Genomic DNA, 14,850 nt, shown 5'->3' with positions numbered 1-14,850 from the left:
TTATGTTTGTCCATTTACACGTTCATTCTGAATACAGTTTACTTGACGGTTCTTGCAGAATCAAGGATTTGATTGCTAAAACTAAAGAGTTAAACATGAAAGCCATAGCTATTACAGACCATGGAGTGATGTATGGCGTAATAGATTTTTATAAAGAAGCCGTAGCACAAGGAATAAAACCTATTATAGGCTGTGAAATTTATGTAGCCCCTCGAAGCATGCAGGATAGAGAATATGGGATTGATAATGAAAATTATCACTTGGTGTTACTGGCAAAAGATATGACAGGGTATAAAAATTTAATGAAGATAGTGACTGTGGCTTCAATTGAGGGCTTTTATTATAAACCGCGAGTTGACAGAGAGTTTTTAAAAGAGCACAGTGAGGGGCTAATCGCTTTAAGTGCTTGCCTTGCAGGAGAAGTTCCTTCTTATATCTTAAGAGGTGAGTATGAAAAAGCGAAAGAGGCAGCACTTTTTTACGACTCTATTTTTGGACGAGGGAATTTTTATTTAGAACTGCAGGACCATGGAATTTTAGAACAGCAAAAGGTAAATAAAGAGCTTATAAGACTATCCAAAGAGACAGGAATACCTTTAGTTGCTACTAATGATGTACACTATCTTGAAAAAAAAGACGCAAAAGCTCATGAAGTGCTTTTGTGCATTCAAACAGGGAAGACAATTGATGATGAAGATCGCATGTCTTTTCCAACTGATGAATTTTATTTAAAATCTCCAGAAGAGATGGAGAATCTTTTTTCTTGTTGTAAAGAGGCCATTGAAAATACTGAGAAGATTGCAGACATGTGCAATGTAGAATTTGAGTTTAATAAGACGAAATTGCCCAAATACGATTTGCCAGAAGGCGTTGATTCCTATGAATATTTGAGAAATTTATGTTATGAAGGATTGTACAAGAGGTACAAAAATCCAGGCAAAGAAGTGATTGAAAGATTAGATTACGAACTTTCTGTGATAAAGCAAATGGGATATGTGGATTATTTCCTCATAGTGTGGGACTTTATAAAGTTTGCAAAAGACAACGGGATTATGACGGGACCAGGAAGAGGTTCTGCGGCAGGTAGTTTGGTAGCCTATACGTTGGGAATAACCAACATAGATCCTATAAAATACAACCTTCTTTTTGAGAGGTTTTTAAACCCTGAGAGGGTCAGCATGCCTGATATTGATTCAGACTTTTGTTATGAGAGAAGACAAGAAGTAATTGATTACGTTGTAAAAAAATATGGTAAGGACAATGTGGCTCAAATTATAACTTTTGGTACAATGGCGGCGAGAGCGGTTATAAGGGATGTAGGAAGGGCTTTAAATTATCCCTATGCAGAGGTAGATACAATAGCTAAAATGATTCCTTTTGAATTGGGAATGACTATTGATAAAGCTTTATCTTTAAACCCTGAACTTAAAGCGCGATACGAAAATGAAGAAAAAGTAAAACAGCTTATTGATATTTCCAGGTCTTTAGAAGGCCTTCCTAGACATGCCTCTACTCATGCTGCGGGAGTAGTAATATCAAAAGAACCCCTTGTCAACTACGTGCCACTGCAAAAAAATGAGGATTCCATAGTGACCCAATTTCCGATGACCACCCTTGAAGAGTTAGGACTTTTGAAGATGGACTTTTTGGGACTGAGAACTTTGACGGTTATAAGGGATACAATTGAAATGGTAAAAAAGAACAAGGGTGTGATTATAGACTTTGATTCCATGGAGTACGATGACCTTAAAGTTTATGAACTTATATCAAAAGGGGAAACAGAAGGAGTTTTTCAATTAGAGTCTTCTGGCATGAAACAGTTTATGGCAGAATTAAAGCCTAAAAACCTTGAGGACATAATAGCAGGAATTTCTCTCTATCGCCCCGGACCTATGGACCAAATTCCAAGATATCTTGCAAATAGAAATCACCCAGAGAGTATAGTCTATGACCATCCTCTTTTAAAGCCAATTTTAGACGTAACTTATGGCTGCATGGTGTATCAGGAGCAAGTTATGCAAATTGTAAGAGATGTCGCTGGTTACTCTTTAGGCAGGTCTGACTTGGTAAGACGAGCTATGGCTAAAAAGAAAATGGATGTAATGGAACAAGAAAGAAAGAATTTTATCTATGGGATAGTTGATGAAGAGGGAAATGTGATAGTTCCAGGGGCTTTAAGAAATGGATTAGACGAGGCAACTGCTAATAAACTTTTTGACGAAATGCTAGATTTTGCAAACTATGCTTTTAATAAATCTCATGCTGCGGCTTATGCTGTTATAGCTTATCAGACTGCATATTTGAAAAGGTATTATCCTGTAGAATTTATGGCAGCTCTTTTAAACAGTTTTGTAGATAACTTGGACAAGATTGCTTTTTATGTTCAGGTGTGTAAAAAAATGGGTATAAAAGTGCTACCGCCAGATATAAATGAGAGTGATTCATATTTTACAGTGGTAGAGGATAAAATAAGGTTTGGCCTTAGTGCAGTAAAAAATGTTGGTTTAAATATGACAATGGAAATCGTAAGTGAAAGAGAAAGAAATGGGAAATTTAAATCTGTAGTCGACTTTTTTGAGAGGATGCAGGACAGTCAATTAAATAAAAAAGCAGTGGAAAGCTTAATTAAAGCAGGAGCTTTTAGTTCTTTTGGAGTGCGGCGTTCTCAACTTCTATCAGTATATGACAAATTAATGGAAAATATAAAGAAAAATAGAAATAATAATTTAAATGGGCAGATTTCTTTATTTGGAGAAGTAGAACAAAGTCATGGGGTGGAATTTGAATTTCCTGATTTAGAAGAATTTCCTAAAAACAGATTGTTGTCCATGGAAAAAGAAACTTTAGGCCTTTATATAAGTGGGCATCCTCTAGAAGAATACATGGAGGATATTCCTAAAATTACTAATGCCACTACTTTGGATTTTAAAGTTAGCGAAGAGGAAATGTTTCAGCCTAAATTGCAAGATAACCAAGAAGTAGTGATAGCAGGAGTTATAGCTACAAAAAAAATTAAATTTACCAAAAATAACAATATGATGGCTTTTGTCACAATTGAGGACTTATATGGTACTGTAGAAGTAATAGTATTTCCAACTGTATATGAAAAGTATTCCAGTATAATAAAAGAAGACAACCCGGTTGTAGTGAGAGGAAAGGTTAGTTTAAAGGAAGAGGAAGAGCCTAAGATTTTATGCGATGAAATTAAGCTGTTGTCACAAGCGATAGTGAAAAAACTTTATCTTAATTTGCAGGATTCTACAAAGATTGAGATTGTTAAACAAATATTACGTAAAAATCCTGGTAATATGCCAGTAGTTTTAAAGCTTAATAGTAAAAAATTATTGGCGGCTAATAGAGACTTGTGGGTAAATGGAAGTAAGGAATTAATTAAACAACTGTATGTTGTTTTAGGAGAGGAAAATGTCAAAGTAATTTGAAATAAGCATTTGCAAATTTTTGAGTTGATAACTGAAAAAAAATAGATTAAAATATAATTTAGAAATACTAAGGAGGCCGTTTTATGTGGACGGTAATATACATGGCACAAGATATGGAGACAGCAGAAAAGGTCAAAGACGTTTTAACAAAAGAAGGTTTTTTGGTAAAATTGCGTCCACTTAATAAAAAAATAGACAAAAAAGGTTCTTATTGTGAGGTTTTAGTTCCAAAAGCAGAAGCTCAAGATGCGCAAAGCATTATTATTGAGTATGGCTTATAATTTTTTGCCCGAAAGGGCTGCTTTAACGAAAATGGGACAAGTAAAGTCCATGTGGGATAAAATGAGGAGGTAAAGTATGAAAACAATTGGTATACTTACGAGTGGTGGAGATGCACCAGGGATGAACGCAGCTATAAGGGCTGTGGTGAGGACAGGAATTTATTATGGGCTTAAAGTAAAAGGTATTATGAGGGGATATGCAGGCTTAGTAGAGGACGAAGTTATTGACTTAAATCTTTCTTCAGTAGGAGATATATTGCAAAAAGGCGGTACTATTTTGAGAACTGCTAGATGTGAAGAATTTAAGAAAAAAGAGGTGCGCAAAAAAGCTTACGAAACCCTTCAAAAACATGGAATAGAAGGTCTCGTTGTAATTGGAGGAGATGGCTCTTTTAGAGGAGCACAGCTTTTGAGTGAAGAATGGAATGTAAATACAATTGGAATTCCAGGTACAATTGACAATGACATACCTTGTACAGATTATACAATAGGTTTTGATACAGCTTGTAATACTGTTATTGATGCAATAAATAAAATAAGGGATACTGCTACTTCCCATGAGAGAGCAAATATAATAGAAGTGATGGGAAGAAATGCGGGTTACATTGCTTTGTATGCTGGTCTAGCTGGTGGAGCGGAGATGATTATACTTCCTGAAGTGGAATGGAGCATCGATGAACTTTGCGATAAAATTACTTACGGGATAAAGAGAGGAAAGCTTCATCATATAATTGTCCTTGCAGAAGGAGTTATGAGCGCTCCAGAACTAGCGAAAATGATTAAAGAAAGGCTACCAAAATTAGACTTAAGGTATACTATTTTGGGGCACATTCAAAGAGGTGGAGCTCCTACAGTGATGGATAGGGTATTGGCAAGCCAAATGGGAGCAAGAGCAGTGGAGTTGCTTTTGGAAAATAAAACTAAGAGGATAATAAGTATACGAAACAATCAAATTGTAGACGATGATATAGATGAAGCCCTTTCCATGAAAAAGGAGTTTAACAGAAAACTTTATGAGCTCAGCAAGATATTGTCTATATAAATAAATTTTAGGGAGTGAAGGTATGCGCAGAACAAAAATAGTGTGTACAATAGGACCTGCCAGCGAAGACTATAATATACTGAGAAAATTAATTGAGAAAGGCATGAACGTTGCTCGATTGAATTTTTCTCATGGAGATTTTGAAGAGCATGGGGCAAGAATTGACAATATTAAAAAGATAAGAGAAGAATTAGGGTTACCTGTTGCTATTTTGTTGGATACTAAAGGTCCAGAGATAAGGACAGGAAAGTTTAAAAATGGCGGAGTGGAATTAAAAGAAGGACAAACTTTTGTCATTACGACAAGAGATGTATTAGGAGACGAAACTATATGCAGTGTATCCTATAAAGGGTTGCCTCAAGATGTGGAAAGAGGTAGCCGCATACTAATTGACGATGGGTTAATTTCTCTAAAGGTTACTGATGTTAAAGGAGAAGATATAGTTTGTATTGTAGAAAATTCTGGTCCTGTAAAAGACCATAAAGGAGTAAATGTTCCAGGAGTAAAACTCAATCTTCCTGCTTTGACTCAAAAAGACGTAGATGATATAGAGTTTGGAATTCAAAAGGGCATTGATATAATTGCGGCTTCTTTTGTTAGAAAAGCAGCTGATGTTTTGGCAATAAGAAGACTTTTAGAAGAAAATAAGGCAGAGCATATTTTAATTATTGCTAAAATAGAAAATCGCGAAGGAGTAGAAAATATAGACGAAATTATAAAGGTTTCAGATGGAATAATGGTAGCCAGAGGAGATTTAGGGGTTGAGATTCCTCTTGAAGAAATACCAATCGTTCAAAAAATGATTATACAAAAATGTAATAAAGCAGGGAAACCGGTAATTACTGCAACTCAAATGTTAGACTCTATGATGAGAAATCCAAGGCCTACAAGAGCAGAAGTTACAGATGTAGCAAATGCTATTCTTGATGGAACAGATGCTATAATGCTATCAGGGGAGACAGCTCAAGGTAAATACCCAATAGAGGCCTTTGAGACAATGGCAAAGATTGCAGAGAAGACAGAGGCTTATGTGGGATATAGAGATATCATTGATAGAAATATTGATACAAATGTTTCTATTACAAACGCTATAAGCCATGCAACTTGTACTACTGCAAGAGATATAGGAGCAGCTGCTATAATAACTTGTACTAAATCTGGTTATACAGCGAGAATGGTATCGAGGTACAGACCTCAAGCTCCAATTATTGCTACTACTCCAAGCGAAAGTGTTGCGAGGAAGCTCTCTATAGTCTGGGGAGTATATCCTTTAGTTACAGAAGAGGTTTCTACTACAGATGAAATGATAGATGTTGCAATACAAAGTGCTTTAACTGCTGGACTTATAAGAAATGGCGATATCGTAGTAATTTCTGCAGGAATTCCTGTAGCTATGACAGGTACCACCAACATGTTGAAGGTACATATAGTAGGAGATGTTTTGTTGAGAGGAATAGGTATAGGTTCTAAGGCTACTACAGGTGTTGTATGTGTTATTAATGATATCAGCAAAGACAAAGATAAATTTAGAGAAGGCGATATAATAGTAACTGCAAAGACAGAAAGAGATTTTATGCCTCTTATAGAGAAAGCTTCTGCTATAATCACAGAAGAAGGAGGGCTTACTTCTCACGCAGCTATTGTGGGATTAAACTTAGGAATTCCTGTAGTTGTAGGTTGTGAAGGAGCGACTTCTAAATTAAAAGATGGCATGACTGTAACGGTTGACACAGTTAGAGGATTTGTGTATAAAGGAATTGTAAATATTAAATAAATAAGACAAGATTTTCTTAACTAAACTATGATAATAGATAGGCTACACAGTATTTTGTGTATGCTCTATCTATTATTTTTATACATAAGTAAATATTAATATATATTGAATAATTGTAGTATATTTAGTATACTTGGTATATTAATATTTTTGCATAGGAGGTGTTCCCTTGAGAGTGGAGGAAATAGTTATACTAGGAGGACAGAAGCGATACTTGCTTGTTGATGATGACGGTGAGCCAGTAGAGTCAGTGTATAGGTTTTTAAAATTTAAAGATAATGCTGGAAAAGCAAGGAACACTCTTCGTGCATACTGTTATCATTTGAAGGAGTTTTTTGAGTTTCTTCAACAAAAAGACAGAGATTATCGTGATATAAGCATAGACGATATGGCAGAGTTCATGAGATGGCTACAAACACCACATAGGAATGTAAAAGTATCATCAATAAAGCCTTCGCAAGATGTTTTACAAGCAAATACTGTTAATGCCTACATATCAAGTGTTATTGAGTTTTATGACTATCTAATGAAGATTGATGATTATTCTATACAATTATCTCAAAGGCTTAAAAAGCAGATACCAGGTTCTCGGAGAGAATTTAAGGATTTCTTATATCATATTAACAAGAACAGGGATTACAATACGAAAATTTTAAAGGTTAAAGTCCCAAAAAAACGCCCAAAAACCATTTCAAAAGAGAAAATCGCTATATTGATAGATGCTTGTTCTAATTTGAGGGACAAGTTCCTTATACAACTGCTCTGGGAAAGTGGATTCCGTATAGGTGAGTGTTTATCCTTATGGCTTGAGGATTTCATCATTGATGCAAGGAAGATTGACCTTAAAGACAGGGGTGAATTGCCTAACCTTGCTGATATTAAAACAGTTTGCAGTCCAAGAAGGATAGATGTATCTGCTGACCTAATGAACCTGTATATGGACTATGTTGCAGAGTATCACACTGATGAAGTAGATACAAACCATGTCTTTATTAAACTTTCAGGAAAAAACAAGTATCAACCTATGGAATATCCTGATGTGGCTTCACTATTTAAAAGGTTACGTGAAAAAACGGGCATATATGTAACTCCCCATATGTTTCGTCACAGTCATTTTGATACACTTCGGAAGCAAGGTTGGGGATTTGAAAAGATTAAGCAACGTGGCGGATGGTCGAATGTTCAAACACCTATGCAGATATATTCACATCCAGACGAAGAAGAAATGCGTAAAGACTGGGAACAGGCTGAAAAACGTATGAAGTTAAAAAATAAAACCAAGGAGAATGATAAAAAGTGAGTGTTGCATATCAAGTTAAACCAACAGTAGAAAAAAAGCAAGAAATTAGGAAGTTATTGAGTGGTTATTGGGGTAATGATGTTTGGGATATTAGAGATTCCTTTTTTGATGACTTACGCCCTGCAAAGTGGAGTTTATCCAATAAAACTATTGACTTTTCATCCTTTAGCTCTTCAATCAAAAATGAAGTTAAGTATATGTATGCTTACCGATTGCAGGAAAAGGAAATTAGGCTCATTACCGTTGTTGCATATGGTATTGCATTAAACCGTTTTGCTGAATTTCTTAATGAATATTATCCTCACATAGCCAGTATTGTAGATATTACATATGACAAGGCTCTGTTACAATGGCGTTCTTTTCTTGTTGACAAGGGTATGAGTATAAATGATGACGGAGAAATTTCAAATAAGCAATACGAGACGGTTTTTAACCAATTATATTCTTTCTTTACCAATCTTTATGATACTCGTGATGAATATGAAAAGGATATTTGGGATTGCCGAAAGATACCTGGAGCAAAGATAACAGAAAATAAATCTAATTATTACCTCAATTTTTCAGATATACCAGTAGAATTTCGAGAATTAGTTAAAAAATTTATAAAATTTAGAACAACCAACAATTCACAGGGACAATGCGAAGCAGACATTATGGCTCTACGCCTATTTACAAAATACATTCATGCTCAAGAGCCTACATGGAAAAACTTAACTATGCTGACACGAAAACATATGGAGAACTATTTATCCTGGTATAGAGAATATACAATTGGTTGGAAAAAAAGGCACATTGAATATCTAATTTCCTTACGAATCTTCCTTGATTATATTCAACGTGCTATGTATTCAGAAGCACCTGAATTACCATCTGTATGTTTATTATTCAAAGAGGATATTCCAAGAAAACCTCAAAAGCCCGAAAATGATATTAAATATATTCCTGAAAGAGTTCTTCAACAGTTGGAAGATAATCTGGAGCATTTAACACCTTCTGAATACATCCCAATTGTTTTTCTATTAAGAGCCAGTGGCTGGCGAATATCGGATATTCTTAATTTGCGTTATGATACTTGTTTAGACCGTACTTCCCAAGGTTGGTATCTTTGTGGAGATATTCTAAAAACACAGATTTTAAACCATCGTATACCAATTACCGATGAAGTCTATGCAGTTGTACAAGCAGTAGTTGATGAAGTCAAAGAAAAAAGTACAGATGACAACAATCCCAATCATCTATTGTTTGTCAGGTTTGATGGAAAAAGAAAAGGCCGTTGCCCTCAAGGATATTTAATACAACAGGCACTTAATCGTCTTTCTAAAAATCAAAATATTACTGATGACCAAGGTAATGTATTTCACTTTGGCAACCATGCTTTTCGCCATACCAAAGGAGTTGAATTAATCAATAACGGAATGAACATCTTGCATGTTCAGAAGTGGATGGCTCATGCTTCCCCTGAAATGACACTCTGTTATGCTAAAATTCTTGATACAACCATGCGCAAATCATGGGAAGAAGCAACAAAACAGGGGCTATTCAAGATTGACGAATCAGGTAAAATCAAAAAAATTAATATTTCTGACATACAGAATGAGGATGTAATTGAATGGGAGTACATCCGACACAATCTTGATGCTGTGAGAATGCCTCTTGGGTATTGCATGAAGCCTAAAAAGCAGGAATGTCATACACAATTAAATCCTTGCCTTACCTGTAGAAACCTTTGTACCACTCCAGATTTTATACCACAGTATGAACTTGAAATACAGGAGACAAAGGCCCTTATTGAACGTGGTAAAGCACAAGGACGTACTGTATGGGTTGAGAAGAATATGAGCCTTTTAAAGCGTTATGAAGAGATTTTAAAGGTACTAAAGGAAGGAAAGATACACCATAAAGCAGGTAAAAAAGGTCGTGAGTATATCGGGGAGGAAAGAAACAATGACAAGTGACCATAAGCGAAATACTGAAGGTCTTGCTAAAGCCAGAGAAAAGAAGTCGGAAGAATGTCAGGAAAGAGTTGATAAAGCCATACAGCAACTTTTGAAGGAAAAAGAGAAGATTAACTTTAATAGTGTTGCTGAAAGAGCCAATGTTTCAAAAAAATACCTTTATGATAACCATTATGACCGTATTGATACACTCCGAAAACAGCAAGAAGGACTACCTTCTCTAAAGCAAGTAAAACGGGAGATGACGGATGCAAGCAAAGATGTCCTTATCGCTGCAAAAAACAAGCGTATAAAAGAGTTAGAGAAAGAAGTCCAACGCTTAAAAGGCATTTTGGCACGTAGATATGGCGAAGATTACGATAAAGGTATTTAAGGTTCATTCGTATAATGCATCATGCACCCTATCTATTATTACAGTTTAGTTTTACATTGTTTACATATATACAATGAGGCAGGCCTTTGTTTATAAGACCTGCCTCATTTGGAGTTCAGATAATTGAACTCTTGTCTTTGTTTTTTTAAGGAGTGATTTAAATTATGCATGTATGGGATGCCGAGGTAAGGGTTCGATACGGAGAAACGGACAAAATGGGTATAGTTTACTATTCCAATTATTTTAATTGGTTTGAAATTGGCAGGACGGAGTTTTTTCGCTCTTTGGGAATGTCCTACAGAAGCTTAGAAGAAAAAAATGTAATGCTACCTGTAATTGACGCTCAGTGTAAATATTTTTCTTCTGCTTTGTACGATGACCTCATAATAATACGAACACGATTAGAATTTGTGAAAGGAACTCGTCTTAAATTTTTATATGATATAATACGCAAAGAGGATAACAAACTTTTAGCACAAGGTTATACAGAGCATCCCTTTACAAATCTTGAAAAAAAGCCTATCAATTTAAAAAAAGTAATGCCAGAGGTTTATGAAATGCTTGCAAAATGCTGTGATTAAAATTTATAAAAAATGGTATAAAATACTATGAAAATGAGTTATAATAAATAATAGGGTAACCGATTTTTTCTCAATACACTTTCTAGGTGTATTTTTTCTTTTTTATTCATAACAAACGTTTGCACAAAGTTATGATTTGAGATAAAATAGAGATATAAGACGGAGGTGTTATTAGATGAATAGAAAAATTGTAGCGATATTATTTTTAATAATTTTTTCAATAACTATTTTTTCAGGATGTTCTTCTGATGTTTCTTATGTAAAAATTCAGCACTTAACTGCTAATGAAGCACCACAGGCACCTGGCAAAGAGGACACTTGGGCATCTGCTCAAAAACAAGGCATTGGAACTGCAAATAATGATGTTTCAAAGGTATGGTTTACTTTGACTCATGGTGCAATATCAGAAGTTTACTATCCCACGATTGATATGGCTAATAGCAAATTTTTAAAATTTTTAGTAACTGACGGAAAAAGTTTTGTTTCTGATGAGACAAAAGATACAGTGAGCAAAGTGGAGAAACTCAGCACTAGGTCTTTAGCATTTAAACTAATAAATACTGACAAACAAGGAAGATATAAGATTACAAAAGAGATATTCACTGATCCTAGAAGGAATTCTGTTATTATGAAGACAACATTTGAAGCATTGAAAGGGAATGTAAAAGATTATAAACTTTATCTTGCTTATGACCCTCATATTGCTAATCAAGGTAAATACAATGAGGGGTATGTTATAAAGGCAAATGATAAGGAAATTCTTATAGTACATAGAGAAAAAATATATTCAGCTTTGACAACTGATGTAAAATGGAAAGGGTATTCTATAGGATATAATCAGGTGAATGACCCAATATCAGATTTAGAAAAAAACAAAACTATGACACAACATTTTGATAAGGCAAGAGGGAATATTATTGAAGGAATAGAGATAGATTTAAGCGATAAGACAGAGTTTAAAACAGTGCTTTCTTTTGGAGAAAGTGAAGAGGAGGCAGCAAAAACTGCCCTGAGTACATTAAAGGACAATTATGATAAAATGCTTGGCATATACATTGCTGAGTGGAATAAATACTGTGATGGGCTTAAAGATTTTAAAGGAAAAGCTAATGAGTTATACTACACGAGTATGATGATTTTAAAAGCTAGTGAAGATAAGACTAATAAAGGTGCCTACATTGCTTCTCTTTCAATTCCATGGGGTGAAGGTCAAGGAGATGAAAATAAAGGGGGATACCACTTAGTTTGGGCAAGGGACTTATATCACATTGCGAATGCTTTTATTGCAGCTGGAGACAAAGATTCTGCTAATAGAGCCTTAGACTTTTTAACTATGGTAGTAGAGAAAAATGGGTTTATTCCACAAAATACCTGGATAAATGGGGAGCCTTATTGGAATGGCATTCAAATGGATGAGCAAGCAGACCCTATAATACTGGCATATCAGCTAAAGCGGTATGATTTGTATGAAAAATTGATAAAACCTCTTGCGGACTTTATTACAAAAATTGGCCCCAAAACAGGGCAAGAAAGATGGGAAGAAGCAGGGGGATATTCACCTGCAACAATGGCAGCTGAAGTTGCGGGACTTGTATGTGCTGCGGACATAGCAAAACAAAATAAAGATATGGAAAGTGCCCAAAAATATTTGGATAAGGCTGATAAATGGCAAAAGTTAATTGATGAGCTGACTTATACAACAAAAGGACCGTATGGAAATGGACAGTATTACATAAGAATAGCAGGACTACCGGATCCAAATGCAGACTTTTTAATAAGCATCGCTAACGGCGGTGGAGTCTATGACCAAAAGGAAATTGTAGACCCAAGTTTTCTTGAATTGGTGCGGTTGGGAGTAAAACCTGCCAATGACCCTAAGATATTAACCACTATTTATGTAGTAGACAACCTCATAAAAGTTAATACTCCAAAAGGTCCTTGTTGGTATAGGTATAATCATGATGGCTATGGAGAGCCCTCTAAAACAGAACCATATCATGGCACAGGTAAAGGAAGATTATGGCCTCTTCTTACTGGTGAAAGAGGTATGTATGAAATAGCGGCAGGTAAAAGTGCTGATGAATACCTTAAGGCAATGGAGAATTTTGCAAATCAAGGCTATGTGTTGTCTGAGCAAGTTTGGGAAGATACAGGACTTCCTACAGATTCTGCATCGCCTCTTAACTGGGCCCATGCAGAGTATGTAGTATTGTTCGTTTCAAATATAGAGCATAAAGTTGTAGATATGCCTCAAACAGTTTATGATAGATATGTGTTAGGGAAAAAATAATGGGGATGTATTATCCTCTATATTTTTTTGCTATATAAAGGTATAATAATTGTGAAGGAGGCGTTTTTGAATTGCACGACATAAAAGTAGGGGAAAAATACGAGGTATATATTGACAATATGGCCCATGAAGGCCAAGGAGTTGGAAGAATTAAAGGAGTGGCTGTCTTTGTAGAAGGAGCATTGACAGGAGAGAGGGTCGTTGCACAAATAGATAAAATTTCCAAAAATTACGTTATAGGTCATGTAGTAGAAATATTAGAAAAGTCCCGTGATAGAGTAGAACCTTTATGTCCTTATGCAGATAAGTGCGGTGGCTGTTCTTTACAGCATTTAAGCTACGAAGGGCAGTTAAAATATAAAACACAAAAAGTCAAAGACAATTTAGAGAGAATAGGCAAAGTGTATACTAGAGTCCACGATACCATAGGGATGGAAAAGCCTCAGCGGTATAGAAATAAAGCACAATTTCCAGTTGGAATGGTTGAAGGGAAAGCTGCTGTTACAGGTTTTTACGCTCCTCGTTCTCATGACATTGTGCCTGTGGAAAGTTGTATGATACAGCATGAGATTAGTGATGAGATTGCTAGGATTGTAAGGAATTGGATTAGAAAATACAACATATCTGTATATGACGAAAAAACAGGAAAAGGTCTGATAAGGCATATTGTCACAAGAGTTGCTTTTAAAACTGGGGAAGTTATGGCTGTTATTGTGATTAATGGAAAGGACATACCATATAAAAAACAACTGATTGATGCTTTAAAAGAAGAGATAAGGGGGCTTAAAAGTGTAGTAATAAATATTAATACCAAAAAAACTAATGTGATTATGGGGGAGGAAAATATAACTATTTACGGAAGCGATAATATTATTGACTATATAAAAGACATAAAATTTGAAATATCCCCTTTGTCATTTTTTCAGGTAAATCCTGTTCAAACAGAAGTCTTATACGGAAAAGCCCTTGAATATGCTGATTTAAAAGGTGAGGAGACTGTAATAGATGTGTATTGTGGTATAGGGACTATATCTTTGTTTGCAGCACAAAAGGCAGCCTTTGTCTATGGTATTGAGGCTGTCTACCAAGCAGTGGAAGACGCAAAGAGAAATGCTTACATAAATGGCATTAAAAACGTGGAATTTATTTCGGGGGATGCGGAAAAAGTAATGCCTGAGTTGGCTGATAAAGGAGTCAAAGCAGATGTAGTTATAATGGATCCTCCAAGAAAGGGCTGTGATACATCTGTTTTAGAAGCAGTTATAAAAATGAATCCGAAAAAAATTGTATACGTCTCTTGCAACCCTTCCACATTAGCACGGGATTTAAGATACCTTGAGGACAATGGATACAAAACGATGGAAGTTCAGCCTGTTGATATGTTCCCTTATACGAGCCATGTGGAAAGTGTGGCATTGGTGTTGCCTTCAATTTTTTAAAGATATATCAAATTAAAGGAGGGTATTAAACCCTCACATTAATTTGATAAAAAATTATTACATCATTAACTGATTTAAAATTTAAAACTAAGATATTACATAAAGAAAATTTTTATTTTTTTGTTGAACATGTATTAATGCCAAATAAGGCATATAATGGGCAGAAACCAAAAGCAGCTGTTAATATTGGCACAAGTCCTATTAATCCCAAAAATCTTATGTTACTATGAACTAAAAACAACAGACTCAACAAAGCTATTCCTATTATATATCTGATTATTTTATCAATTTTTCCAATATTTTTCATTTTTATAACCTCCTCGATTTATTTTTCCTATCTTGATATCTATTATACAAGACTATAAAATTTAATTC

Annotated in this window: 11 protein-coding genes; 10 read left to right on the top strand and 1 reads right to left on the bottom strand. The window is 35.1% G+C overall.

Translation table 11 applies throughout. From position 1 onward, the window contains the following. Nucleotides 1-2 precede the first annotated feature (2 nt). The 10 genes from EB239_RS11815 (at nucleotide 3) to rlmD (ending at nucleotide 14,475) form a co-directional block, all read left to right on the top strand. On the top strand, nucleotides 3-3,440 hold the full coding sequence (locus EB239_RS11815; protein ID WP_003870520.1) for a DNA polymerase III subunit alpha: 3,438 nt from the start codon (nucleotides 3-5) through the stop codon (nucleotides 3,438-3,440). Between the two features lie 83 nt (nucleotides 3,441-3,523). Continuing rightward, the gene (locus EB239_RS11810) at nucleotides 3,524-3,721 is read left to right on the top strand and encodes a hypothetical protein (protein ID WP_003868324.1); all 198 of its coding nucleotides are present in this window, start codon (nucleotides 3,524-3,526) and stop codon (nucleotides 3,719-3,721) included. Between the two features lie 76 nt (nucleotides 3,722-3,797). Then, nucleotides 3,798-4,763 carry a 6-phosphofructokinase gene (gene pfkA, locus EB239_RS11805; RefSeq protein WP_003868325.1) on the top strand — a complete coding sequence of 322 codons (966 nt, stop codon included), beginning with the start codon at nucleotides 3,798-3,800 and terminating at the stop codon, nucleotides 4,761-4,763. 22 nt (nucleotides 4,764-4,785) lie between these two features. After that, nucleotides 4,786-6,537: a pyruvate kinase gene (pyk, locus tag EB239_RS11800; protein WP_003870519.1), complete on the top strand. Its 1,752-nt coding sequence runs from the start codon at nucleotides 4,786-4,788 to the stop codon at nucleotides 6,535-6,537. Between the two features lie 175 nt (nucleotides 6,538-6,712). Further along, on the top strand, nucleotides 6,713-7,837 hold the full coding sequence (locus EB239_RS11795) for a tyrosine-type recombinase/integrase (protein WP_318261371.1): 1,125 nt from the start codon (nucleotides 6,713-6,715) through the stop codon (nucleotides 7,835-7,837). Continuing rightward, nucleotides 7,834-9,792 (top strand): tyrosine-type recombinase/integrase, encoded by a 1,959-nt coding sequence (locus EB239_RS11790; RefSeq protein ID WP_129545151.1) that lies wholly within the window; start codon nucleotides 7,834-7,836, stop codon nucleotides 9,790-9,792. Before EB239_RS11795 ends, EB239_RS11790 begins: the two co-directional genes overlap by 4 nt. Beyond that, nucleotides 9,782-10,165 carry a DUF6262 family protein gene (locus tag EB239_RS15095; protein WP_003870889.1) on the top strand — a complete coding sequence of 128 codons (384 nt, stop codon included), beginning with the start codon at nucleotides 9,782-9,784 and terminating at the stop codon, nucleotides 10,163-10,165. The genes EB239_RS11790 and EB239_RS15095 overlap by 11 nt, the downstream gene beginning before the upstream one ends. 164 nt (nucleotides 10,166-10,329) lie before the next feature. Beyond that, nucleotides 10,330-10,746 carry an acyl-CoA thioesterase gene (locus EB239_RS11780; RefSeq protein ID WP_003868327.1) on the top strand — a complete coding sequence of 139 codons (417 nt, stop codon included), beginning with the start codon at nucleotides 10,330-10,332 and terminating at the stop codon, nucleotides 10,744-10,746. Nucleotides 10,747-10,921: 175 nt separating this feature from the next. Continuing rightward, the gene (locus tag EB239_RS11775; protein WP_003871318.1) at nucleotides 10,922-13,036 is read left to right on the top strand and encodes a glucan 1,4-alpha-glucosidase; all 2,115 of its coding nucleotides are present in this window, start codon (nucleotides 10,922-10,924) and stop codon (nucleotides 13,034-13,036) included. A gap of 71 nt (nucleotides 13,037-13,107) precedes the next feature. Continuing rightward, nucleotides 13,108-14,475: a 23S rRNA (uracil(1939)-C(5))-methyltransferase RlmD gene (rlmD, locus tag EB239_RS11770; RefSeq protein WP_003871319.1), complete on the top strand. Its 1,368-nt coding sequence runs from the start codon at nucleotides 13,108-13,110 to the stop codon at nucleotides 14,473-14,475. Between the two features lie 112 nt (nucleotides 14,476-14,587). On the opposite strand, the gene EB239_RS11765 is transcribed toward rlmD, so the two are convergent. Beyond that, a complete protein-coding gene (locus EB239_RS11765) occupies nucleotides 14,588-14,782 on the bottom strand; it encodes a YgaP family membrane protein (RefSeq protein ID WP_003871320.1) in 195 nt (64 codons plus the stop codon). Between the last annotated feature and the right edge of the window lie 68 nt (nucleotides 14,783-14,850).

Origin of the sequence: Thermoanaerobacter ethanolicus JW 200 (assembly GCF_003722315.1) — a bacterium.
GTDB classification, from domain to species: Bacteria; Bacillota; Thermoanaerobacteria; order Thermoanaerobacterales; family Thermoanaerobacteraceae; genus Thermoanaerobacter; species Thermoanaerobacter ethanolicus.
The sequence above is the reverse complement of the archived record's forward strand: the minus strand, read 5'-3'. Positions and strand labels throughout refer to the sequence as shown.